Origin of the sequence: Providencia burhodogranariea DSM 19968, assembly GCF_000314855.2 — a bacterium.
In the GTDB taxonomy this organism is placed as follows: Bacteria; Pseudomonadota; Gammaproteobacteria; order Enterobacterales; family Enterobacteriaceae; genus Providencia; species Providencia burhodogranariea.
The window spans coordinates 2,139,100-2,165,030 of record NZ_KB233222.1; the positions used below are offsets into that span (position 1 = coordinate 2,139,100).

The window sequence follows — 25,931 nt, forward strand, 5'->3', positions numbered from 1 at the left end:
AATATGGGATTTGAGAAAACTTATACTTTCATTCATCTCTATAAGTTACTTAACACTTATTAGGTTAATGAATATTCATCGTTAATATCGTTTATATATAAGAGAGTAATTTTTATGATCGTAGCGCCTGTAGTCGATGTACTGCAAGGCCGTGTGGCGGTTGGCTCTGAAGTCACCGTTCAAGGCTGGGTACGTACAAGGAGAGATTCAAATGCTGGTTTTTCTTTCCTCGCCGTTTATGACGGTTCCTGCTTTAATCCGTTACAGGCTGTCATCAATAATAATTTACCGAATTATAACGACGAAGTCCTGCATCTGACCACGGGTTGTTCTGTTGAAGTCACGGGTACAGTAAAAGAATCTCCAGGCCAAGGCCAGTCTTTTGAATTAGATGCAACGGCAGTTAAAGTGGTTGGTTGGATTGAAGATCCAGATACTTACCCAATGGCCGCAAAACGTCATAGCGTAGAATTTCTGCGTGAAGCAGCTCACTTGCGTCCCCGCACTAATTTAATTGGTGCTGTTGCTCGTGTACGTCATACCTTGGCACAAGCATTACATCGTTTTTTTGATGAACAAGGCTATTTTTGGGTTTCCTCACCGATTATCACTGCATCCGATACTGAAGGTGCAGGCGAAATGTTCCGTGTTTCTACGCTGGATTACAACAACCTACCTCGTAACGACAAAGGTGAAGTCGATTTCAGTGAAGACTTCTTTGGGCGTGAAGCTTTCTTAACCGTATCAGGTCAGCTAAACGGCGAAACTTATGCAACAGCTCTGAGTAAGATATACACCTTTGGTCCAACCTTCCGTGCAGAAAACTCAAATACCAGCCGTCACTTGGCTGAATTCTGGATGGTGGAGCCTGAAGTCGCATTTGCTAACCTTGATGATATCGCAGGTCTTGCAGAGCAAATGCTAAAATATGTCTTCAAAGCTGCGCTGGATGAGCGCCGTGACGACTTAGAGTTCTTTGCGCAACGTGTTGATAAAGATGTAATCAACCGTTTAGAAAGCTTTGTTAACTCTGATTTCGCTCAAGTTGATTACACTGATGCGATCAAAATCCTCGAAACCTGCGGTCAGAAATTTGAAAACCCAGTATATTGGGGCGTTGATATGTCGTCTGAACATGAGCGCTATTTAGCAGAACAACACTTTAAAGCACCTGTTGTCGTTAAAAACTATCCGAAAGATATTAAAGCGTTCTATATGCGCCTTAACGAAGATGGCAAAACAGTTGCTGCGATGGATGTCCTTGCGCCAGGTATCGGTGAAATCATCGGGGGCTCTCAACGTGAAGAGCGCCTTGATAGACTAGATGCGCGTCTTGAAGAAATGGGCATGAATAAAGAAGATTACTGGTGGTATCGTGATCTGCGCCGTTATGGCACAGTGCCACATTCAGGATTTGGTCTAGGTTTTGAGCGCCTAGTGACTTATGTCACGGGTGTTGGTAACATTCGTGAGGTTATCCCATTCCCACGCACACCAAAAAATGCAGCTTTCTAATATAGATAAATCATATAAATAGAAGCATCTTATTATATTGGGTTCGTTATCGAGCCCAATATTTTTTCAAGTTCTCATCATTTTTGACTAAACCTGAAAAGTTCATCATCCCCCTATCAGCAAAACACAATAATTCATCTTTTTTCCAACACAATTTAACCTTAGATAAGAAAATTCTGTTTTTTATTCTTTTTGTTTACCTCTATGAATAAAAAAATGATCTAAACCTCTCCTGACTGTTTAAAAAAAGCTCAACTCGACTTCTCAAAAAGTTCCCTAAAATTTGTAATTATTTTAAACTGGTACTACCAGCGCTTCTTTTTCGACCTATTTTTTACATTTAGAAACACCCTGTTACCATTTGTTACAGAATCTTCGTTTTTGTAGCACTTTGAGGGTAGATAAATTTATTTAGCAATGGAACACTGGACGCCGACATAGACGACACTAATCTCTCATAAATAGTTCCAAAAAATTTTGAGAATTATTTTTGGCAGTGGCAGGTGTCCGAATAACACCAATGAGGGTAATAATAATGATGAAACGCAATATTCTTGCAATGGTTATCCCAGCTTTGTTAGCTGCAGGCGCAGCAAACGCAGCTGAAGTATATAACAAAGACGGCAACAAGTTAGACGTTTACGGTAAAGTTGACGTTCGTCACTACTTCGCTGATGGCAAAGGTAGTAATGGTACTAAAAGCCAAGATGGCGACGACTCACGTGTTCGTATCGGCTTCAAAGGTGATACTCAAATCACTGATCAACTGACTGGTTTTGGTCGTTTCGAGTGGGAAACTAAAACTAACAAAACTGAATCTGGTGCTGAAAATAAAAACCGTCTAGCATACGCTGGTCTGAAATTTGCTGACTTCGGTTCAATCGACTATGGCCGTAACTACGGCGTAATCTATGACACGAACGCATGGACTGACGTATTCCCATTATGGGGCGGCGACACTATGGCTCAGACTGACACGTTCATGACTAGCCGTAACCGTAACCTATTAACTTACCGTAACAACAATGCATTCGGTTATGTTGATGGCCTGAGCTTTGCTCTGCAATATCAAGGCAAAAACACTGAACACAATAAATCAGGTGTTAAAGAAGCATACAAAAACAACGGTGATGGCTACGGTTTATCTGCAGCATATGACTTAGGTTGGGGTGTGTCACTGGGTGGTGGTTACTCAAACTCATCTCGTACTGAAGGCCAAAAAGCTAAATACGCTAACGGTAAACGTGCTGAAGCATGGAACGTTGGTGGTAAATTCGACGCTAACAATGTTTACTTAGCAGCTATGTATGGTCAAGCGCTGAATACTACTCACTTCGGTGATGCTGATACTATCGCTAAGAAAACTGAAAACGTTGAATTAGTTGCTCAGTACCTGTTCGATTTCGGTCTGAAACCATCTATTGGTTATAACCAATCTAAAGGTAAAAACCTGGCTTCAGGTAACGAAGATTTAGTTAAATATGTTTCTGTTGGTTCTTACTACTACTTCAACAAAAATATGTCTGCTGTAGTTGACTACAAAATCAACTTACTGAAAGACAATGACTTCACTAGATCTTACGGTATCAACACTGACAACGTCGTTGGTTTAGGTCTGACTTATCAGTTCTAATTATCGGTTACGATAATAAAAACTGTATTGAAGTTAGTATTAGAAAAGCAGCGCTTAGCGCTGCTTTTTCTTATCAATAAGTTACCTTAACTTTATTTCCTCACACCTACCTTATAAAACCTTACCTTCTGCAATTTCAACATACACGTTTATATAAACTTAAAACTGATTACAAAATGATTAGCTAAATAAAAAACCAATAATCTAGATAATCACTCTAGCTTAATATCAATTTACGGTTTTATTACATTCAATTCATGTCTAGCTCACAAGATCCCGCCATTTTTTCGTAAAACGGTTGGCAAATTGTTTTCTGCACGTTAACCTGAGTACTCAACATTTTCGGCTTAACAACTGAGTTTTGGAATCGACAACATGTTTGAAAAAATTACTTCTGCCCCTGCTGACCCTATTTTAGGCCTTGCTGATAGTTTCCGTGCTGATCCCCGTGATAACAAAATTAACCTTGGTATCGGTGTATACAAAGACGGTTCAGGTAAAACCCCTGTTCTAGACACTGTAAAAAAAGCTGAAAAGCTCCTGCTAGAAAACGAAAATACCAAAAACTATCTTGCCATCAGTGGTATTCCAGAATTTGGCCAAGTAACTCAAGAACTATTATTTGGTAAAGAGCACGAAATTATCACCTCTAAACGAGCTCGCACTGCACAAGCTCCAGGCGGTACTGGCGCACTGCGTATCGCTGCCGACTTTATTGCTAGCCAAACTAATGCTAAGCGTGTTTGGATAAGCAACCCAACTTGGCCAAACCACAAAAATATTTTTGAAGCTGCCGGTTTAGAAGTCGTGACTTACAACTACTATGACGCAGCTAATCATGGTATGGACTTTGATGGCATGCTCAATAGCTTGTCTTCTGCTGTTACCGGTGATGCAATCGTTTTACACGGCTGCTGCCATAATCCAACAGGTATCGACCCTACTGTTGAACAGTGGACTGAACTGTCCGCACTGTGTGCAGAAAAAGGCTTATTGCCAGTCTTTGACTTTGCTTACCAAGGCTTCGCTAAAGGCTTAGAAGAAGATGCTGAAGGCCTGCGTGTCTTCACGAAACAAAACCCAGAAATGATTGTTGCGAGTTCGTACTCTAAAAACTTCGGTTTGTACAATGAGCGCGTTGGTGCTTGCACTATTATTGCTAAAGATAGCGATAACGCAGAGCGTGCATTTAGCCAAGCAAAAGCGGTTATCCGAGCTAACTACTCAAACCCACCAGCACATGGTGCAGCGGTTGTTACCACCATATTATCTGATGAAGCACTAAAAGCTGAGTGGATCCAAGAACTGTCATCAATGCGCGAACGTATTAAACGTATGCGTCAGTTATTGGTTAATACCCTTGAAGAAAAAGGCGCTAAGCAGGACTTCAGCTTCATCATTAACCAAAATGGTATATTTTCCTTCAGTGGCCTAACAAAAGAGCAAGTAGAACGCTTACGTAGCGAATTTGGCATCTATGCCGTTGGCTCAGGTCGTATTAACGTTGCTGGTTTAACACTAGAAAACATGGTGCCACTGTGTGACGCTATCATTAAAGTGATTTAATACTTTAAGATAACTGAGTTTGATAATCGCGAAGACGTCTCCTTTTGGAGGCGTTTTTTATTGAACGACGAAAGTGAAAATAACTTAAAATAATAATGCCTCAATCACTGAGGCATTTATTGAAATCGAACTATCTATTCTCTACATAACTCTCTTAGTGCAGCTAGTAGACAATGGAATGACTGGCTCATTACCAAACTGGCAGCTCATCCTGTAAGAACGGATTTGTTTTGCGCTCATGGCCAAGATCCGACATCGGGCCATGTCCCGGAATAAATTGATATTCATCCCCAAGCGGCAATACTTTATTTTTAATTGAGGCTATCAGTGCCTGATGGTCACCACGAGGAAAATCGCTCCGCCCTACGCCACCTTTAAATAACACATCACCCATTGAAATCAATTTATCTGCATGATTAACAAAAATAATATGACCGGGTGTGTGCCCTGGGCAATGTAGAACATCAAAAGTGATAGGCCCACAAGTCACCGTTTGCCCTTCTTCTAACCAATAATCAGGGGTGAAATCAGGACATTCCCCGATATTAAACATCGCATTTTGCTCTGCTAACGCTTCAATCCAAAAAGCATCTTCTTTTTGTGGCCCATAAATAGGCACTGAAAAATGTTTAGAAAGAATGGCTGTCGCGCCGATATGGTCAGAGTGCCCATGAGTCAAAAGGATTTTTGTGAGCTTTAAATTGCGATCTTCAATTGCGGCAATGAGTTTTTCTGCTTCACCGCCGGGATCAACAATAACGGCTTCCATCGAGTTTTCATCCCATATAACCTGACAGTTTTGCATGAAAGGGGTTACTGGGATAATAATATATTTCATTGAACAATTACTCCATAATCTGTGTCACCTATGCACAGATTACCATGTTCTTGCTGGACCTGTATCGATATGAACAAAATTGCTTTTCGGATAGTAACCTACTCCGCCAGCTTTCATTTTTAGTGCTGCCTTACGAATATTACTTAATTGCACCCCATCAATATGAAAATCCATTGCTTGGCCTCTTGTATGGTAGCTTTTCTTTGCTACTCCTGAACTACTTTTACGCAATGCATTATTGGTTTCGAGTGAACGATATCCTGAAATTAATTGAATTGGTTTATTCGACCCTAACATCATCTGCAACAGATAAATCTGATCGAATAATTTAGGATCAATCATTTTCACTTTATCCCTACGGTGATCGCGAAACAGATGATTTAACCGCGCAAGCTCAGATTTATTATAATGCCGCCCATCAAAAAACTCTGTCTTTAAAAATTCCCCGGTGTTGAGATTTTGAAAACGCAAAATTCTCGGCCTTGGTGTTGTCATTGCAGCAAATACATGACTTGGTAACAAGCTTAGTCCAACAGTGGCGGCACCAATTCCTAACCATTTTCTGCGGTTTTGATCAATTATATCCATAAGTGATAACTCAGATTTCAATTATATAAATAGTAAACAAACTAACTGTATCTTCCAGTCTAACAAATCATATTTGACTTTAATGTATAATAATGTAAATAAATAAGTAAAAGTCTAAATATTAACGTTACATCATCAAAATAGTGAGTGTTATCACTAAATATAGTGTTAATGTCAGCTCTTGGTCGTTACTTCGAATTAATATAAAACCATTAATATTTCATTTTTTCTATGGAAATGATGAGAAATAATGCGTAGATGTTGGAAAAATACAGAAAATGCAATCAGGGAGACAAACTCCCTGATTGATGTACACAATCATTAATGCAGAATATTTTTTATTGACGGAATATATTTCTGCGCATTTTCAATACTATTATCATATTGATAAATATCAGCACGATACTGTGGCTGTTGATCTTTATCTACCCATGCAGTTTGATAGTAAAGATAAACGGGGATCCTATCAGGAATATTCACATATTTTGTAGAGCCTTCTTTTAATGCACCATCAATACGTTTTTGTTCCCAGCCCGCATCTCCTAACAAGATACCCGCCAATTCATTAGCTTTATTCACCCGAACGCAGCCGGAGCTTATTGCGCGTGCATTACGATTAAATAAGCTATGGTTAGGCGTATCATGAAGATAAATAGCCTCTGAATTTGGCATATTAAACTTATAGCGCCCTAACGAATTTGTTGGTCCTGGTGCTTGGCGGATCCGATATGGAAAGTTTGCAGGGCTAATTTGCTCCCAATTAATAGAATATGGGTCAATTTCAAATGAGTCCTGCTCCCACCCTGAATACACCGTATAACCTTTACGACTAAAATAGCTAGGATCTTCTTTTCCTCTTGGCGCAATATCTTTTCTCGCCATACTCGTTGGCACACTCCAAGGTGGATTGATTACTACATTATTGAGAGCACTGCTCATAATTGGTGTTTTGCGATCAGGGCGTCCTACAATCACTTTTGAATCTAAGATCACATCATTATTCAGATAAAAATTTAAAGAAAAGCCTGGAATGTTGACAAGGATCCCTGTTCCATTGCTTTCTGGAATAATGCGCAATCGTTGAATATTCAATGCCATTAATCCCGCTTTTTGATGCGGTTTCATGTTAAGCCACACTTTGGTACCTTTACCCACCATGCCATCAGCTTCTAAACCATATTGTAGCTGAAATTTTTTCACTGCATCGACAAGCTCATCACTGTATAGCCGTGCTTCAGCTGTTGCATTCGCTTTTTCTTCATCTGTTGCCGCTGCATCTAATTCTGTCGAAATTGCAACTTTACTCACAAAGCCTTGACGGTATAAAATCTCTCTAAGCGTAATAACATCATCACTTGACTGACCGGGTTTTAACGTGGTTGTACTCACCAATTGAAGTTCATCATCATTCATCTTGAGTTGCTTCAACATTTCTTGGCGCATAGGCTGGTACAGTGGATGATTTGGAGCTTGCTCTTGCACCCATGCACTGAGTCTATTTTCTGAAACAGAATCTAACCATGGTTTTATTTGCGGTGCTGTAGGAGCTACCAATTTATAAGGCTGTTTTTGATATAACCAATATTGACCATTGGTAGGAATTGCCGACAGATATTGCCTATAGCCAAGCATTGCATCCGACAAAATAATGTCTCGACCTAACTCACTTAAATCACTTTGTTCAAGTGCCAACAGCCACTCACTAAATTGAGGTTGTACTCCAGATAATGCAAGCTCTGCCAGTTGTTGTTGGAATTGTTCAATTGCGGTTTCATCTTGCCACAATAATTGCATTTGCCGATCAGCATAAATTTTAGCGAGTTGCGCAGAAAATACCGGTTTTATATTGCCCGGCAAAGATGCTGTGATTTGAGCTAGGCTCTCAATGGGAGTCATAACGGTCACAGCAGCGGGTTCTGTTGCTTGCTGTAACTGGACACCTTCAACCACTAATTGCCCATTATCTTGTGCTGAAAAAGCAGGAAACTGCAGTGAGAACAACCCCAATATTACTGATGCTTGCAGAGCTTTCACTCTTCTCTTTGCCATAAATCCACCTTAAGTTACTACATGGATAACAATCATTCTTATTATATTGACGATTTTAGTATATTTAAATTTAATGAAAATGTTATAGGAATTAACTAATTTTGTCTTTAGATAGGAGAAAACAGTTTAGGTGGTATGTTATAACGAGAAATAGAATTATTTACATTTTTAATTCAATATAAATTAATCATAAAAGTAATATCTAACATAATTAATTTAAATACAAAATTCAGATTAACAATTTGTCCACCTAGATAAATATAGATTAAGTATAATGACGTGTTTGTTTTAAATCCAATTATCATTCAAAATAAATTACAGCATTACAGCTTTGTCATTTCGTCGCTCTGACAGTTTTAAACTTACAAAAATAACATTAATTATCAATTGGATAACAAGATTTCAAATGTTATTACTCTTGAATCATACTTTACGATATTATCGGAAAATTTAATTTTTCCGCACTACCTTAAAACCAATAATAATTAAATTACCTTTAATTTTGATAGAGTCGCATGGGTTTTTGTATAATAAATAGCCTACCTTATGAGGTGTTGCGATGTTATCTCATTTTGGATATGTTTTAGTTTTTATATCAAAAAAAGGCGCTAAGCGCCTTTTTAAATTAATCGAAATATTCAACTACAAACATTAATATTCGGAGTTAATAACAACTTCTTCACCGAACTGGCCTGCTTTTGGCAGAGGCTGATATGATGAATTCGCTGCACGTAAAATACGGATACCACGGATATCTAATTCACGAGCGGCTGCAATATCAGCATCTGCATCACCATAATAGATTTTTAATTTATGGTCGCGCATCCAACTTACTTTATTATTTTGGCCTGGCTCATCCCCAGCAAAGATGACTGCATTCATCTTGTCAGCAGGGATCTTAAGACCTTCTTGTACATATTTTGTCACTGTTTCTGTTTTAGTTTTAGTACGGCCAGTAATAAAATAAACTGTATCGCCACGCTTTAAGTGCATTTGAACTAAATCTATACCCACTTTTTTAGGCATACTGAACTTATCCCACTCGTTATTCATTTTTTCCCAAAATTCAATGTTTTTTAGGTAGCTAAAGTCATTTGGGGAATATTCGAGTTGACCACGATAAAAGCCTGGGCTTGAAAATAGTACGGTATCATCAATATCAAAACCAACAGCCATTGGCGCTTGGCCTTCAAGACTGTTTTTGATTTGCTCAATAGAAACCCAGTGAACTGGCTTCTGGTCAGCAAGTTGTGCTACTGTCACACCTGGACTGACGACTTCTGGCATTAATACTTTTGCCTGTGATGTTGCTGTAAAACTGAGTACTAAAGCAATGGCACTTAAGGTCAGTGTCGTTTTTTTCATGTTTAATCCTTATTGATTTATTAGCTACTTATGCATCATTTTTTCAAAATACTGGATTTATATTTGTCATGATATCGATAGATTTTTTATGATTTCATTATCATGAGAAATAATCATAACAAACAGAAATAAAATTATTTGGGATGCATCACAGGAATATAGATAATAGTATTTTTATTCTCATAAAAATGAGACTTACATCTCATAGTGGATGTCCGTTATTAATCCCGATTAATTTGAATAATGTGATTTTATTTGAAGCTGAGTAAACTATAAACAAAACATCCTCAAGTAAATTTACCCCATACGCGCTAAGTCATGAATACAAGATATTCCCCATAATTCAAATTGAATCGTTATTGATGACATTACACTTTAGATGATGATAGTAAAATTGTTGGTTAATTTTGCCGTGTGACATGTCACGATTCATATTGAAAATATCGCTATCACCATGGCAACAATCAACAAAATTTTATTATTTTCAATACCCTATAATTATTTAATCGGTTTTTATAAATTACAATATTTATTGATAATTATGTCATCATGCAAATTAAAATAATGCATATCAATAAATATACTAACCTATCTTACTGTTCGAGTTACGTCGTACAGCATGTTTATTAATTATTTTTAGTCGTGAATTACAGCTTGAACCGACTATTAACCTTTTGATATTAGATTTCATTAGCTTTTAGCTATTTTTCACTAACTAAAAAAACGGTGCTAAAAATAGCACCGTTTTTATGTTAACTAATGAATAATGTTAATTATTCTTGGAGCAATTGTGCCTGCTGAGTCGGGCTATCTTGACCGAAACCTTTTAAACCGACCACATGAACATGCTCTCGGTTGTCAAATACCTTACGAACCAATTTATAGGTCGTTCCTTTTTCAGGGCTGATATTCTCTGGCGCAGCAATGATCAGTTGCATTTCTAACCTATCACATAGCTCAAACAAGGTCGCAATAGACTTCGCATCCAAACGTGCAGCTTCATCTAGGAACAATAAGCGGCAAGGAATAATATCTTTCGCTCGTAGACGACGTGATTCTTCTTCCCAACTTTGTACGACCATCACTAATATTGACATACCAGTACCAATCGCTTCACCCGTTGAGAGTGCCCCACTTTCCGCTTTCAACCAGCCATCAGAGCCACGATTCACTTCAACTTCAAGTTCAAGATAATTACGGTAGTCTAATAACTCTTCACCAATAGTTTGCGGTAAACGCTGCCCCATATCCATTTGTGGATTTAAGCGCTGATAAAGTTTGGCCATTGCTTCTGAGAAGGTCAAACGCTGGCTTGTGAACAAGTCTTGGTGTAATTCGCTCTCTTCGGATAGCACGGTTAACATCAAAGAGTGGCTTTCTCTAATGTTCACATTTAGCCTAACCCCTTTCACTTGACCAAATGACACTGCTTGCAGCCCTTGGTTTAACATGCGAATACGGTTTTGCTCGCGCTGAATAGTTTTACGAATAATATTTGCCACACTCTTCGAACTGATCGCCAATTTTTGCTCACGTGCGGTCAGCTCCTCCGTCAAACGGGCCAATTCGATTTCCATTTGTTCAATAGCATCGATTGGGTCATCTGTTCGAATAATATCTTGGCGAATACGTTCACGCAGATGCTGATAAACGGCAATAAAGAACTGGATCTTACGTTCTGGTCTTTTTGGATCTTCTGATAGACGCAATACATCACGTAAATGTTCATTGTCTGCAACTGCTAAACGTAAAGCTCCTAACGCTTTATCTGACATTGAACGCAGGCTTTCACCATCAGTGTAAGCTAATTCACGTCGATGCAAGCGACGTTCGACGCCATTATCTTTCACTAAACGCATCACCGCACACCAGCCAGCTTTCGCCGATACAACTTGTTCGCGCAATAGATAATAATCTTTTTCTAACTTCCGAATACGTTTTAGCAGGTTTTCCATTTCTGCTTCGCACAAAGTCAGTTGTTTTTCTAACTGATTAATACGACTACGATTCGCCATTACTGATTGATGGAACTCATCACGACGAATACGAGCGCGCTCTTGAGCATCCGGATCGGCTTTAACACCGATATCCTGCATTTCAGTTTCTAATTCTTTAAGCATCTCTTGCTTAGTATCAAAAGAGCTACGAAGAGAGGCTAATACTTGATTAAATTGCGCTGCTTGTGATTGTTGCTGGCGAAGTTGCTCACGAGCACGACTTCGTTCATTTTCAGCTTGCTCTAAGCGTTGACGCAATTTTTCATTAAGATCTGCATTTTCATTAACCATACCTGTCGAGTCACTATAACTAAAGTGAGCACGACGTTGCACGATTTCAACTAATGCAAATGCTTGCTGCTTGGCACTTTGCTGGCTATGTTTTGCCGTTTCATAATCTTTACGAAGCTGATCATGCTGCTCAGGATCACTGAGTAAAACAGTGACAATCGGTTCAAGTTTTGTTAACGATTGGCTATGTTTATTCAAGAAGTGCGCCGCTTCCTCCGCATCCGATAACTCATCGCGAATTTCATCTGCACGATCAGCCAGTGTCTCATCCATTAACAAACCAACGAGTGGTAATAGGCGATTCAATGCCGACAAGCTATCTTTACCCTGTGCATATTGCTGACGCTGTTGCTGAGTTTGTTCTTCAAACTGCGCTAAATTACGCTCAATTTCAGTACGTTTCTGATTTAGTGTGCGAATTTCCGCTTCTGGATCTGTTTCAAATGCCACTGAAATATGTTGACCAATAAAACGGCTAAATGCTTGGTGTGAACGTTGAATTTTTTGTACATCAAATGACAGCGTAGCATAGCGTTCCGCTAAGCTATCACGCTCTGACGTCAGCGATTCAAGGTGATTTTCACGTGCAGCACGTCCAAACAAAGGCACTTCTGGATAACGAGAGAAACGCCACTGCCTGTCAGTTGAGCGAATCAATACCGCATTTTCAAACTCTTCAGCATCAAACACACTGTCATCGAAAGACTGGGGATCTCCTTCAATAAAATAAACGTCTTCTGGGCAATCCTGTAATGTGGCTAATTGACTGCGTACTACTGACAAATCTTGCACAACGATACCGTTACGTGCTGGACCATATAAGGCTGAGAAATAAGGTGCATCATCGATGGTGATGTCATCATAAATTTCAGATAGCAGTACACCACCAAAACGTTCCGCAAGTGCTAGCATTCTGCTATCTTCAGCACCACTTGGCTGGCTAAGACGCTCAATCTGTTTTTCTAGCTCACGTCTTTGTGCGGCAATTTCATCACGCTCAACAGTGATTTCCCTTTCTTGCTCAAGCAATTGCTGCATATGTTCAGTGACGGCACTGCTTGAGTCAAAGGTTTCAGTCGCTTGTTCATTTAGCTGAGTTAACGCTTCTTGAGCCATCAACCATGCTGGTGCTTTCGACGTTAATGCTTGGATACGTTGACGAATTTGATCAAGCTCTTGACGCATTTGCATACGACGCTCGCCACTTTCATTAACGCCAATGCTTAACTCTTCTTGTTGAGCTTCAAGTTCAGCCATTAACGCGTCTAATTCATCAGGCTCATAACTTTGCCCATGTCGTTTACAAAACTCATTTAATAAACGCTCAGCATTCTGCTGACTATCTAGGCGTTGCTGCAATTCAGAGAGCTGCATACGTAATGGTTGTACTCGCTCAGCCAAATGTTGTTGAGAAGACCAATCACGAAGGAGAGCTCGAGCTTGTTGGTAAGCATCACCACGGCTTACTTCGCCTATCATATTTTTTACGAGCTGATAGGCTTGTTCAAATTGACTATGAGCCGCATCTGCAACACTCATTTTCTGTTCTAAAGCCAGTAATGCTTCTGTTGCCTGTTGTTCACGAGCTTCAAAGGTCTCTAACCATTCATCTGCATTTTCAATCGATAATTCAGGCAATTGACACAACTCACGCGCACGAGTCAGTGCCTGTAATGCTTGTTGATATTGAATTGCGCGAGTTTGTTGGACATCAAGCGCTTGCTGATAATCTGCCAATTGGCTTTTTAATTCATCAACTTCTACTTCAGCCGCTTCTGAACGGGCTTCAAGATCTTCTTGGCGCTCTGTTGCCTCGGCAACAACCTCAGATTGCTCTTCTAAGCGATAAGTTAACTCTTCAATATCTGATTGATAACGGTCGATTTTTTCTTGTTGACGCAATGCAGTTTGAACAAGATTAAGATGATCGCTTGCTGCTTGGTAATCAGCTTCTAAATCTGAAGATGAGCTGCTTTGCTCATTCAGCTCACGGGCAATTTCGACACTACGAACTTGCTCTTGTCTCAATTGTTTTCGGCTAGCGAGCAATTCATTACGCGCTGCCATTGCTGAGTCGAGATGAATACGTCGTTCATTGGAGTGGCGCATATAATCAGCCGAAACATAGTCTGTTGCTTGACTAATTAAATGCTTGAATAAGTCACGGTCTGATTGGGTTACACGAATGGCTTCCAATGTCAGGCGGTTCTCGCGCAATGCAGCTTCCATATCTTGGAAGGCTTTACGTACGCCACTATTTTCTGGTAACAAATAGTCACGTAATGAACGGGTGATCGCGCTGGAAATACCACCGTAAAGTGATGCTTCAATAAGGCGATAGAACTTGCTACGGTCACTGGCTGAACGTAAACGTTTTGGTAAAACACCTAGCTCGAATAAGACCGAATGATAATCAGTGATTGAGTTAAATTGTTTAAAAAGCACACCTTCTTGTTGCTCCATGCGCTCTTTTAAATCATTCAGTGCAATAACTTTTGCTTGGCGGCCATCTAGTACTTCAGTCAGTATTTCTGTTGGCCCAGTTGCAATAGGAACCCCTTGGATCATAAAGGGTTTAATGTCCACTTTTTTATCGCGACCAGCAACTTGTTGCAGCCTGACACCGACCATAATGCGCTGATGTTTTGAATTCAAAACATCCAAAATGGCATAACAAACACCCGGACGCAGTTTACCGTGTAAGCCTTTATCACGTGAACCTGAGGTGGCTCCCGCTTCCGTTGTATTACGGAAGTGAAGCAATGTTAAATCAGGGATCATTGCCGTAATAAAAGCTGCCATGGTCGTGGATTTACCCGCGCCGTTTCCACCAGAAAGGGTCGTGACCAGCTCATCAAGGTCAAAAGTACGTGCAAAGAAACCGTTCCAGTTAATCAGCGTCAGTGAGCGAAACTTTCCGCGTTCAATCATACTTGTTCATCCTCATCACTCTCAGCCGCGTCTCGATTATCCTCTATCTCTTCATCATCGTTATCGTGCAAGGATAATTCACCATCGAGGGAGATAGCTTCACCATCACGGATCATACGTAATTGTGCTTCTTGTACGTTATCACCACTGCGCACATCTGCACCAAAGCGGAACACGGATTCAAAAATAATAAATTTATTAACGTCATTCTGAATAAAATGCACCATACCTAAGCGACGTAAGCGATTTAATGAAGTTCTTAATTTTTCTTGCAGTTTTTGCTTATCTAAATCAGAACCGGTTGACCGCTGATTAACAAACTTCAGTAATTTATTTTCATCCGCTAATGACAACAGCTCTTCAAACAGCTCTTGAGCGGTAAAAATACCTTGGTTGGTTAGTCGTTCAGGACTTAAATAGAGATAGCAAAGAATTTTGCCAACCATCATATCCAGCTCAGAAAGCACTGAACGGGAGATCAACGTTGTTGAGCGAGGGCGTAAATAGAAAAAACCTTCAGGTGCACGAATTAATTCGACATTATAACGTGCATAAAATTGTTCCAATGCTTCCTGAAAATCCATCAAATAGGCATGGTTATCAAGGTCATCAATACTGATATGACGCCCTGAACGCAATTGACTATCAAGCTCTGGAAAAATCGGATTGGCTAATGCCTGTGCCAGTTTAACTGACATGAATTGTTCAATATTTGTCGATGACATGTGCCTGCACCTTGGCTCCGTGGTCATTAATTGCCAGCCATTCTGACGGTAACCCCGCCAAATCAGCCTCTGCGATACCTAATTTTACAGCCTGATCAATAATAATACGCGCAACATCAAAGTGACGATTTTGCGGGTGTTGCTTCAAGTATTCTTGTACAACTCGAGCAACATCCAGCGGCCGTTTTTCCCGTTTATAAAATGCCAGTTCAGCTTCAATTGACTCTGCAAGCCTATCGTTAAGCTCGCTAAACTCTTCAAATTCAAGATCTGGAGGCAATTCTCCGGTCACTTCTTCATCATTTAATGTCAATTCTTCATCACGCATATCAAATAGACGATCCGCATTTGCGTAAGTCAACGCCCATGGGCTATCAAGATATTGCTGAACAGATTGACGTAAACGCTGAGAAAAAATACGGTTTTTATCCATATCAATTGCGGTACGAATAAATTTGTGGACATGGCGGTCATAACCAATCCATAAATCAATGGATTGCTGCCCCCAGCTCACTATGCGATCTAGCTTATTTTGTAAATCATAAACAAGTCGATCTACTGAGTCTGAAAACACAGGCGCATTCATATTAGCTTCTTGGATTCGTAATAAATTAGCTTGCAGTTTATCTCCTGCTGCCTCTAACGTATCTTGCAATTCTCTTAATGTGCCCGATGTTTCTGATAATAACTGCTCACAATTTGCTATAGCGGCTTGCCAGTCTTGAGTCAATAACGCAGCAATATCTTCTTTAACCCCACTTTGCTGTTCATCCATTATGCGCTGGGATAAATCAATGCTATCAAATATTTCAGCGACGGAATATTTAAGTGGTGCAAAAACAAATCGATGCCAATAGAATTCATCACCACCTTCTTCAGCAGCCTCAGCTGATCGCAGAAGCTCACCAGCAACAATAGATAATTGCATGGAAAGCCTTAAGGTAGAAAACTCACGCTGGCGAATATAATAGTCACTAATTCCAATACCCAATGAGGTTAAACGGTAAATCGCGTTACCTTCAACAATATCCCCCGCGAAGCGATTAAATATTTTCTGACGAACCATATCGTTGATGGCATTATTCGCTCTGACTGATAATGATTCGGTCGTTTGCTCGAAGCCTTTGCAAACCTCACGAAATGCATCGATCAGTTCCCCTTCACTCATTTCACCATTAACACGTTCACTGTTAAGCCCAGCAACCGCTAGCAAAAAAGCTAAACGCTCGGCTGGTAATGAAATTGAAAAGTCATTTTTTCGTGCCCAGGACACGAGTTCAGGGACGGTCTGGGAAAAATCACTCATAAGTCGTCCTTTATTATTGGCTTTCGTGCCATGACATGAATATAACGCCCCATACTGATATAGGGTTCCTGACGACAATATTGTTGCTCTAATGCCAACAAGGCAGGAAAATCTTTTTGCTGTAACTGCCTACTTTGTAGGTAATCATGAAATACTCTGACACCACTTTTACCAATAATATCCATTTTACAATCAGACAACCATTCATCGACTTGTTGTGGCAGTAATGGGTTTTGTGGCGATAATGACCGTTTACGGCGACGTTGAATATGCGGAGTGGCAAGATGAAAATTACCTAAAATCGCATTACGCATCACTAAGCCATTAGCGTTATAAAACATCACAGAAAATACACCTTTTGGCCGAATGATATCCACCAGTTGTTCAATTGCATATTTCTGATCGCTAATCCACTCAAGTACAGCATGAAAAAGCACTAAATCGACTGGTTCTTCAATATGCAGCTTAACATCTTGCACCGCACAATGAATAAAGCGCATATTTTCGCTAATTCCTTGCTCTTGGGCAAGTTCACTTGCACGCTCAAGCATTTCTTCGGATAAATCGCAAAGTATAACTTGATGCCCCATCTGTGCTAGCTTGCGTGAAAAATGCCCTTCGCCACCACCGGCGTCCAGTATACGCAATGTTTGGCCATGAAAATGAGATTCAATTAATTGGGTCAAATCTTGCCAAACGACAGCTTCACGTATTTTACCTTTTGTTGTGCCATAAATGTTTTTTGCAAATTTATCAGCAATATCATCAAAGTTACGGTCTACCATGTGTTATCCGGTGATCCTAAAATTAGCTATTTATGCCTGTATATCAAAATGTCAGTTACCTAACAAACACCAAGATCAGCGAGTTGTTATCTCACTGTTAGTGAAATAAAATCAAATCCAGAATATGATCCGAAAAATATGTGACTAAAATGGTCTGAACATCATGCTAAGTGCTTAAAGTGGCTGGAACCTGAATGATAACAGATAATAGCCTTATTTTGGCATAGTGCAGCTCTGAATTCAGCAATCAGAACAATTAATTGATGATAAATCCCAAAAAATAGGTTCTCTTATGCTATTTATTTTAAAAAAGTACATTGGTAGCTTACTCATGCCACTCCCTTTATTATTAATCCTCGGGTTTATTGGCATCATTTTGCTCTGGTTCACGCGTTGGCAAAAAAGCGGTAAGGTCTGTGTTTCTATTAGTGTTATTGCTGTTACCCTTTTAAGTATTCAACCTATTTCAGATAGTTTACTGGCTCCCACTGAAGGTAGTTTCGATAAGCGGTATGAGCTGATCACAACTAATCCACCGGAACATGTTGATTATATTGTCGTACTCGGCGGAGGGTTTACTTATAATCCTGATTGGAGCCCAAGCTCTAACTTACTGAATAATAGCCTGCCTCGAATCACGGAAGGAATTCGCTTATACCTCAAGTATCCAGGAAGTAAGCTTATTTTTACTGGAGGTAAGGCAAGCAGTAGCATTAGTAGTGCAGAAGTTGCCGCTATGGTTGCTCAATCACTCGGGGTACCGGCTGAAGATACTATTGCATTAACTGAACCGAAAGATACTCAAGAAGAAGCTTTCGAAGTTGAAAGAATCATTGGCAAAACACCATTCTTGTTAGTGACATCTGCCAATCATTTGCCAAGAGCAATTACGATCTTTACCAAAAGAGGAATGCACCCTCTACCAGCACCGGCAAACCAGTTAGCGATTAAAAGCGCACTTAATCCTTGGGAGAAATATATTCCTTCAGCCTCTTATCTAAGTCACTCTGAGCGTGCATGGTATGAATTACTAGGCTCTATTTGGTTTTCTTTAAAACCAGATAATACCCAAAAATCACAAGATCCCCTGCTAACCCCTGAAGCAGTAGAAGCCGAGTAAGATATAAAAAAGGTGTGAGCTCAACTTGAGTCACACCTTTTTTCATTAATTAACGGACTTATGCTTTAAATAATTCAAGTTATGAAATTGAGTTACCTACTTATTTAACAATAAGTAGAAGCATTATGGATAAAAAATTATTTAAATTGTATTCTAACGGCTTCGAGATCTTCAGGTGTATCTACTCCTGCACCCGGTGTCTTTTCAGCCACTGCTACATGAATTTTCTCACCATACCAAAGCACTCTTAGTTGCTCTAGCATTTCAATTTTTTCTAATGGGCTAGCTTCCCAAGTAATATAACGACGAATAAAACCAGAACGGTAAGCATAAATTCCAATATGACGTAAAAAATGATCACCGATAGTTTCTTGGCTTAATGCGAATTTATCTCGATCCCATGGGATAGTTGCCCGAGAGAAATAAAGCGCATAGCCTTCATTATCAGTAACCACTTTGACAGCATTTGGATTAAAAGCTTCTTGTGCATCATGAATAGGAACAGCGAGTGTCCCCATCTGAGCTTTGCTATTTTGAAGGTTACGTGCAACCTGACTGATAATTTCAGGTGGGATCAAGGGCTCATCACCTTGCACATTAACAATGATTTCATCGTCAGAAAAGCCATAAGTATCAATAACCTCAGCTAGTCTTTCTGTACCTGATTGGTGGTTAGGATCTGTCATACAGGCTTCACCACCTGCTTCAATAACCGCAGCTGCAACATTTCGATTATCTGTCGCAACAATCACGCGTGAAGCACCTGATTTAAGCGCTTGCTCCATCACTCTAACAACCATGGGTTTACCATGAATATCAGCAAGAGGTTTACCGGGTAATCGAGTAGAGGCATAACGAGCAGGAATGATAACAGTAAACATAATGATTACTGCCCTTCATCTAATGAGACTTGGCGCGCTTCATTTTCTAACAGGACAGGAATACCATCACGGATAGGATAGGCAAGATGGTCAAATTTGCAGATAAGCTCAAGATTATCTTTGTTGTAACTTAACTTACCATGGCAGACAGGGCAGGCTATGATTTCAAGTAAACGGTGATCCATGTTTTCTCCCGAATGGATTTAACTCACTTCGGGTCAGGATAACACAAGCAGATATCACCGTTAACTTTAATCTTTATTGAATAAGATCTCCTGCGAGAGATTGAGAGGATAAAGCAGGAGAAATAGCGCTGTTAATTATTTAATTAATAAGCAATAACGTCAGCTGCCGTTATGCCATCAGAATTGCGAGTAACAGAAAACTCGACGTTTTGGCCTTCAGATAATGATTTGATTTTTTTATTTGCCATTGACTTTAGTGTAACGAATACATCATCACCACCATTTCTCGGTGATATAAATCCATAACCAGCGATTGCATCAAACCATTTAACTTGACCCATATGTAATTGAAAATTCATATTAAAACTCCTTTTGTTCTAAGAACAATAATTCTATTTATTATTCTACTATTACTCTTTACACGCGATACCCCATTATAAATTGCCGATTTATTTATACGTTTTAAGAGCTAGTAAACTTTACCATTTTGGTGTGCTTTTATTGTAGCACACACATTTTTAACGACCTTTCACATACCGATCATCCACTGTAACTTAACAGTATTATTTGACATTTAGATGACAAAACTGATGAGTAAACGCGGAAAATACGAGGATATGAAGATTAACTAAATAACTGGTCGTGAATTTAATCTAGTATAAAACCACTTATCAATGTCTTACATTTACATTCATAATAAATGGATCTATATCACGTTGAAGATATTATTAACATAGTAAACCATTAGTGGCAAGCTTTTTTATAAATATCGATTATATTTTCTATTTCGCTTAATATTTTGTTTTCACCTACTTCATCGAAAGAAGCTTGAACTGGAAGATACCACCAATTTGATTGAGCGAAAGACTGACATTTTACAGCATCTTTTTCGGTCATTAATAATGGCTCATTATTTGGGGTTAACTCCGTAAGCTGCTGTTGCTGGTAAGGTTGATGATCAGAAAAAGAATGGGCTTTTATTAGTTTTAATCCCTTATTTTCTAAGGATAAAAAGAAACGAGGAGGATGACCAATTCCCGCCATAGCAACGACAGCGCGAAGTTCAATCACCGGAAGCTTATCACCAGTGAGTAAGTTGACCGCAATATCGCCTTCCAGAGCCATAGCGACTTCATTTTGTTGTGGTTGCCCACCATTCACAATCAATGCATCAACGCTTTTAAGGCGTCCAGCTCGTTCACGCATCGGGCCTGCGGGTAACCACCAACCATTACCAAACCTGCGCTGACCATCAATGACGACTATTTCGTAATCTCTAGCAAGGGCATAATGTTGCAAGCCATCATCAGTAATAATGATATCTAAGCAATATAATTCGAGTAATGCTTTGATTGCATCACTTCGTCTAGGTGCGACAGCTACGGGAGCTTTTGTACGGTGATGAATTAAAACAGGTTCATCACCTGCTTGCTTAGTTGCTGTGTTCGATGAAAGTACTAACGGGTATTGATCAGCTTTCCCACCATAACCACGAGAAACCACACCAACTCGGAAACCTTTTTGAGTTAAAGCTTCAACCAACCAAATAACAACAGGGGTCTTGCCATTTCCCCCCGCAGTTAGATTACCAACAACAACAACCGGTACTGGGGCTTTCCAAGAACGTAACAATCCTACTTTATAACTCATACGCCTAACTACCGTTACCACTCCATAAAGGAATGATAGCGGTAGTAGCAAGAGATAAAGCCATGACCGGCCAGCCCAGACCCTTTCTATCATTGGCTAAACTGTATTTTATGCAGTTGAGCATAAGCGCCATTTTCAGCTAACAATGCTTTATGGTTTCCTCGCTCAATAATATGGCCATCTTGAACCACCAAAATTTCATCTGCATTTTCGATTGTCGATAAACGGTGAGCGATAACTAGAGAGGTTCTATTTTTTTGCAGTTCATCAAGTGCGGCTTGAATTGCGCGTTCAGATTCAGTATCCAGTGCCGATGTTGCTTCATCAAGAATAAGAATAGGAGCATCACGTAGCAATGCTCGAGCAATTGCAATACGTTGCCGCTGACCGCCAGATAACATTACACCATTTTCACCGATAACAGTATCTAAGCCTTTATCAAGCTTAACAATGAAGTCCATGGCATAAGCCATTTCAGCCGCTTTCTCAATTTGTTCGCGGCTATAACGACCATCAGTGGCGTAAGCGATATTATTCGCAATGGTATCATTAAATAGATAAACATGTTGCGACACTAAAGCCACTTGGCTGCGTAATGACTCAAGAGTATATTCCCTGATATCATTACCATCGATCTGAATGCTACCTTCATCGATGTCGTAAAAGCGTGTAATCAGGTTGGCAATAGTCGATTTACCTGAACCCGAGCGCCCAACTAATGCCACAGATTTTCCAGCAGGTAAATTAAACGAAATATTGTCTAAAGCAGGATGCTCTTTAGTTGCATAAGTAAACGTGACATTTTTAAACTCCACATCCCCTTTAACCTGAGATAATACTTTTGTACCGTTATCTTTTTCTTGTTCAGTATCTAAAATAGCAAATAATGTCTGACATGCAGCCATACCACGTTGAAATTGAGAATTGACGTTTGTGAGTGATTTTAATGGACGCATTAAGGCAAACATAGATGAAAATACAACCGCAATAGTACCTGACGTTAGCTGATCCCGTATTTCAGGGAAGCTTGCTGCATACAATACAAATGCAAGTGCAAATGATGCAATCAACTGAACAATCGGATCTGATATAGCAGAAGCCGTCGTCATTTTCATTGATTGACTGCGCATGTGGTTACTGACTTTATTAAAACGCTCAGTTTCAACTTTCTGTCCACCGAAAATTAAAACTTCTTTATGCCCTTTTAACATCTGTTCAGCACTTGCTGTGACATGCCCCATACCTGTTTGCATATTCTTACTAATTTTACGAAAACGCTTTGAAACGATGCGAATAGTGATGGATACGACAGGAGCTATCACAATCAATATAAGGGAGAGTTGCCAGCTATAGTAAAACATCATCGCAAATAAACCGATGATATAAGCGCTTTCTCGAATAATCGTTATTAATGCGCCAGAAGAAGATGAAGCAACTTGCTCTGAATCATAAGTAATACGTGATAATAGGGTTCCTGTCGATTGTTGATCAAAAAAGCTAACTGGCATTCCCATCATATGGCCAAATAACTTACGGCGCATATTCATGACGACCTTACCTGACACCCACGAAACACAATAGGTTGAGACAAAACTAGACGCCCCACGGACAATCATCAAACCTAATACTGCAAGAGGGAGCCATTTTAAGACGTCATTATCAGCTTTATCAAACCCTTCATCGAGGAGTGGTTTTAATAAAGATATCATGAACGCATCGCCTGCTGCGTTAATGACTAAAGCTATAGCTGCAACTATTAAACCTGTTTTAAAAGGTGCGATAGTAGGCCATAATCGGCTAAACGTTTGTCGTGTCGAAAGGTCTTTATCATTCATGCTTTTATTACCAAACTTAATATAGGCGGACTATTCTACTCGGGAAATAGCGGATCGCCAAACCAGAGATGATACCAACGTGGTTGAATTTCCAATCTGAATCGAGTTAAAGTCAAATTTTTCTTTTTAAACCATATAGTTACCTGACCCGACTCAGCAGTATTAAACCATTTGATATTATTTTCTCGGTACCGTAAATGCACTTTATCTGAAGGTATTTTCCAAGCACTGTATCTTGCAGAGGAAACTAATACCATCGTTGGAGCTACAGTTCTAATGAATAATGATGTCGATGACGTTCTACTCCCATGATGAGGCGCAAAAATAATATCTGAACGCAATTTCTGCTTATACATTGCAGTTATCGCTTTTTCACTGTGCTCTTCTATATCCCCTGTTAGTAAAACTTTATGGTATCCATCACTTATTTGAATTACGCAAGAATCATCATTATGTGATATTTTTGAAAATTGCTCCGGCCAAAGTACCTCAAAATTAAGTATTCCCCATTTCCAGCGCTGGCCTTTATGACAAGGAAGATGCTGATTAGAACCAAAACTACTACGTAAGTTAATCCACGGATATTGGGTTATTAACAAATCGACACCACCAGTATGATCAAGATGATTGTGACTTAAAATGATTCCGATTGGCGTAATGCTTTTATGTTTTAAATAAGGAATTATTTGCCTTTGTGCACTACTTCCTTCAGGCCAACGATTACCTGTATCATATAAATAAGCTAAGCCATTCTGTTCAATAACAACCGCAAGTCCATGCCCAACATCAAGTGTCGTTAACTTCCATCCCTCATTATGCGGTTTATTGGCAAAGCTATCAGAATTTAAATAAAGAGCAATAAAACAGCCGAGTAATCCGATATACGTTTTATGCCAGCCTAAAGCAATAAATCCACTAATAAGCCAGCAACATACGAAAAACCATAATGAAGTAGTTTGTAATCCAAACCAAAAATCACTTAAATAAGGTAATGGCGCTATTCCTATTGATAGGATTTTATCAATACATTGGAAGATAATATTTTGAACTTCAGATACTGGAATCAAAAATAACAAAAATATAGCAGGAACAACTAGCCAAGATACAATAGGGACTAACCATAAGTTAGCCCAAAAACTCATGAAATTAATCCCTTGAAATAGAATAATTTGTATAGGTGCAAGTAATACGAGTAAGCCAACCTGCAAATGAAACAGTGGAATTAACTGACTAACTATTTTAGGGTGATAACTAAATGATGGGATAGGATATAATGCAAACCAGTAAAGTATTGCTAGTACTGCAAAGCTAGATAACCAAAAGCTATCAGATAAAATAGCTAAAGGATCTGCAACAATGATTAATCCTATACTCCAAACTGCCCATTGCCAGGAAAAAAAATGACAACTCTGTTGTTTAATGTATATCCATAGCACCAGCGAAATTAAAGCTCGTGTTGCAGGAATAGCAAAGCCTGAAACCCAAGCATAGAGAAAAGCAAAAATCAAACCAAATAAAATAGGTGTTTTAGGATAAATAAAATAAGTCGGAAGTAAATATAAACATAGCCGGGCAAAACAGTATCCGAAAAGATATGACATTCCAATATGCAAACCAGATATTGCAATAAGATGACTCAACCCAGTATTTTTCAACAAAGCTGATGAATCAACAGTTAATAACCCTCGCTCTCCAAACATTAGTGCATAAATAACCCCTGAATTATCTAATAAATTTATTTTTTTGATATAATGATTAATAATTTCTTGCCTTAAAGAACATTTTGAATTAATCACCGTAGATTGTGTATTTTTAAATGTCCCAATTATTCTTTGAGATAGGCTAAATCTCAATTGGTCAAACCCGCCTTCATTAAGAGATGCATGAAGTGGCTTCAATGCGCCATTAATATGCCATACCTGTCCAGCACATATAGAGTTTTCGTGTTGATAACGAAGCTGCCATATTGCATAAAGTGGAGGAAATACAATAACTTCATCTATTTTATCAATTCTAACTTTAACTCTCATATTTTGTTTTATTAATAAAGGAATACTTATAATCGTAACCTCTAGTTGTTGTTTACTCTTTGATAAAAAATTAATTTTACCAATCATATCATTGCAATGCCAACACCCCCATAAGAATGAAATTATAATAAGTATAAAAAACTTAAGATGAGAGTTTACTTTAATAAAAATAACAAAAAAAATAAGATTAATAAAATTATTATTGAATTACTTACTTTTGGAATTTCTGGAATAAATAAAATTGGTAAGACACCAATAAAACATGCAATTGCAGCCAATGTACAAGAAAGTGAGTTTTCCTTTAAAATAGCTAACGATTTTCTATGCATTATTGTTTACCTACTGAAATATAACTATGTCATTGACTATATATAAACCTTCTAGTATTGAAATTTATTAGCATTATCTATGCGAGTACTCAAAAAAAATTCATGTAATTTAGAGAGTATTTTACATTTTTTTAGGCGTGGATTCGCAAATATATTATTTTTCAAATAACCACTATTTAAGAAAAATAGATTTGTTTATATATTTAAAGGAGGAGATATATAATTTTATTAGTTGGTTGGTTGGTTGGTTGGTTGGTTGGTTGGTTGGTTGTGTGTGTGTGTGTGTGTGTGTGTGTGTGTGTGTGTGTGTGT

18 protein-coding genes are annotated in these 25,931 nt (G+C 39.0%); 4 read left to right on the plus strand and 14 right to left on the minus strand.

All coding sequences use genetic code 11. The annotated features are described in order from the left end of the window. The first annotated feature begins 114 nt into the window (after positions 1 to 114). From asnS to OOA_RS09175, 3 genes are all read left to right on the plus strand, one after another. Complete coding sequence (gene asnS, locus OOA_RS09165; protein WP_008911870.1) at positions 115 to 1,515, plus strand: asparagine--tRNA ligase; 1,401 nt, start codon at positions 115 to 117, stop codon at positions 1,513 to 1,515. A 538-nt stretch (positions 1,516 to 2,053) separates the two neighbouring features. Then, on the plus strand, positions 2,054 to 3,148 hold the full coding sequence (locus OOA_RS09170; protein WP_148284535.1) for a porin: 1,095 nt from the start codon (positions 2,054 to 2,056) through the stop codon (positions 3,146 to 3,148). A gap of 375 nt (positions 3,149 to 3,523) precedes the next feature. Next, positions 3,524 to 4,714 carry an amino acid aminotransferase gene (locus OOA_RS09175; RefSeq protein WP_008911872.1) on the plus strand — a complete coding sequence of 397 codons (1,191 nt, stop codon included), beginning with the start codon at positions 3,524 to 3,526 and terminating at the stop codon, positions 4,712 to 4,714. A gap of 190 nt (positions 4,715 to 4,904) precedes the next feature. Here the strand turns inward: OOA_RS09175 and OOA_RS09180 are convergent, their stop codons facing one another. From OOA_RS09180 to cmoM, 8 genes are all read right to left on the minus strand, one after another. Beyond that, positions 4,905 to 5,552 (minus strand): MBL fold metallo-hydrolase, encoded by a 648-nt coding sequence (locus OOA_RS09180; RefSeq protein WP_008911873.1) that lies wholly within the window; start codon positions 5,550 to 5,552, stop codon positions 4,905 to 4,907. Between the two features lie 39 nt (positions 5,553 to 5,591). After that, complete coding sequence (mepK, locus tag OOA_RS09185; RefSeq protein WP_008911874.1) at positions 5,592 to 6,140, minus strand: peptidoglycan L,D-endopeptidase MepK; 549 nt, start codon at positions 6,138 to 6,140, stop codon at positions 5,592 to 5,594. 321 nt (positions 6,141 to 6,461) lie between these two features. Continuing rightward, complete coding sequence (gene ldtD / locus OOA_RS09190) at positions 6,462 to 8,189, minus strand: L,D-transpeptidase (RefSeq protein ID WP_008911875.1); 1,728 nt, start codon at positions 8,187 to 8,189, stop codon at positions 6,462 to 6,464. Between the two features lie 651 nt (positions 8,190 to 8,840). After that, complete coding sequence (gene aphA, locus OOA_RS09195) at positions 8,841 to 9,554, minus strand: acid phosphatase AphA (RefSeq protein ID WP_008911876.1); 714 nt, start codon at positions 9,552 to 9,554, stop codon at positions 8,841 to 8,843. A 773-nt stretch (positions 9,555 to 10,327) separates the two neighbouring features. After that, positions 10,328 to 14,773 (minus strand): chromosome partition protein MukB, encoded by a 4,446-nt coding sequence (gene mukB / locus OOA_RS09200; RefSeq protein WP_008911877.1) that lies wholly within the window; start codon positions 14,771 to 14,773, stop codon positions 10,328 to 10,330. Beyond that, positions 14,770 to 15,498, minus strand: coding sequence for a chromosome partition protein MukE (mukE, locus tag OOA_RS09205; protein WP_008911878.1), 729 nt, complete (start codon positions 15,496 to 15,498; stop codon positions 14,770 to 14,772). The genes mukB and mukE overlap by 4 nt, the downstream gene beginning before the upstream one ends. Further along, entirely contained in the window at positions 15,479 to 16,804 is a 1,326-nt protein-coding gene (mukF, locus tag OOA_RS09210) for a chromosome partition protein MukF (protein ID WP_008911879.1), read from the minus strand. Before mukF ends, mukE begins: the two co-directional genes overlap by 20 nt. Beyond that, positions 16,801 to 17,589 (minus strand): tRNA uridine 5-oxyacetic acid(34) methyltransferase CmoM, encoded by a 789-nt coding sequence (cmoM, locus tag OOA_RS09215; protein ID WP_008911880.1) that lies wholly within the window; start codon positions 17,587 to 17,589, stop codon positions 16,801 to 16,803. The genes mukF and cmoM overlap by 4 nt, the downstream gene beginning before the upstream one ends. 292 nt (positions 17,590 to 17,881) lie before the next feature. On the opposite strand from cmoM, the gene elyC reads away from it, so the two are divergent. Beyond that, a complete protein-coding gene (gene elyC / locus OOA_RS09220) occupies positions 17,882 to 18,709 on the plus strand; it encodes an envelope biogenesis factor ElyC (RefSeq protein ID WP_008911881.1) in 828 nt (275 codons plus the stop codon). A 137-nt stretch (positions 18,710 to 18,846) separates the two neighbouring features. Here elyC and kdsB read toward each other — a convergent pair whose 3' ends face one another. From kdsB to OOA_RS09250, 6 genes are all read right to left on the minus strand, one after another. Then, positions 18,847 to 19,590: a 3-deoxy-manno-octulosonate cytidylyltransferase gene (kdsB, locus tag OOA_RS09225; protein ID WP_008911882.1), complete on the minus strand. Its 744-nt coding sequence runs from the start codon at positions 19,588 to 19,590 to the stop codon at positions 18,847 to 18,849. Positions 19,591 to 19,595: 5 nt separating this feature from the next. Then, positions 19,596 to 19,775 (minus strand): Trm112 family protein, encoded by a 180-nt coding sequence (locus OOA_RS09230; protein WP_008911883.1) that lies wholly within the window; start codon positions 19,773 to 19,775, stop codon positions 19,596 to 19,598. Positions 19,776 to 19,918: 143 nt separating this feature from the next. Beyond that, a complete protein-coding gene (locus tag OOA_RS09235) occupies positions 19,919 to 20,134 on the minus strand; it encodes a cold-shock protein (protein ID WP_008911884.1) in 216 nt (71 codons plus the stop codon). A 385-nt stretch (positions 20,135 to 20,519) separates the two neighbouring features. Beyond that, positions 20,520 to 21,518, minus strand: coding sequence for a tetraacyldisaccharide 4'-kinase (lpxK, locus tag OOA_RS09240; protein ID WP_040690911.1), 999 nt, complete (start codon positions 21,516 to 21,518; stop codon positions 20,520 to 20,522). Next, complete coding sequence (gene msbA / locus OOA_RS09245) at positions 21,515 to 23,260, minus strand: lipid A ABC transporter ATP-binding protein/permease MsbA (RefSeq protein ID WP_008911886.1); 1,746 nt, start codon at positions 23,258 to 23,260, stop codon at positions 21,515 to 21,517. Before msbA ends, lpxK begins: the two co-directional genes overlap by 4 nt. Before the next feature lie 35 nt (positions 23,261 to 23,295). Further along, complete coding sequence (locus tag OOA_RS09250; RefSeq protein ID WP_336431271.1) at positions 23,296 to 25,482, minus strand: DNA internalization-related competence protein ComEC/Rec2; 2,187 nt, start codon at positions 25,480 to 25,482, stop codon at positions 23,296 to 23,298. Between the last annotated feature and the right edge of the window lie 449 nt (positions 25,483 to 25,931).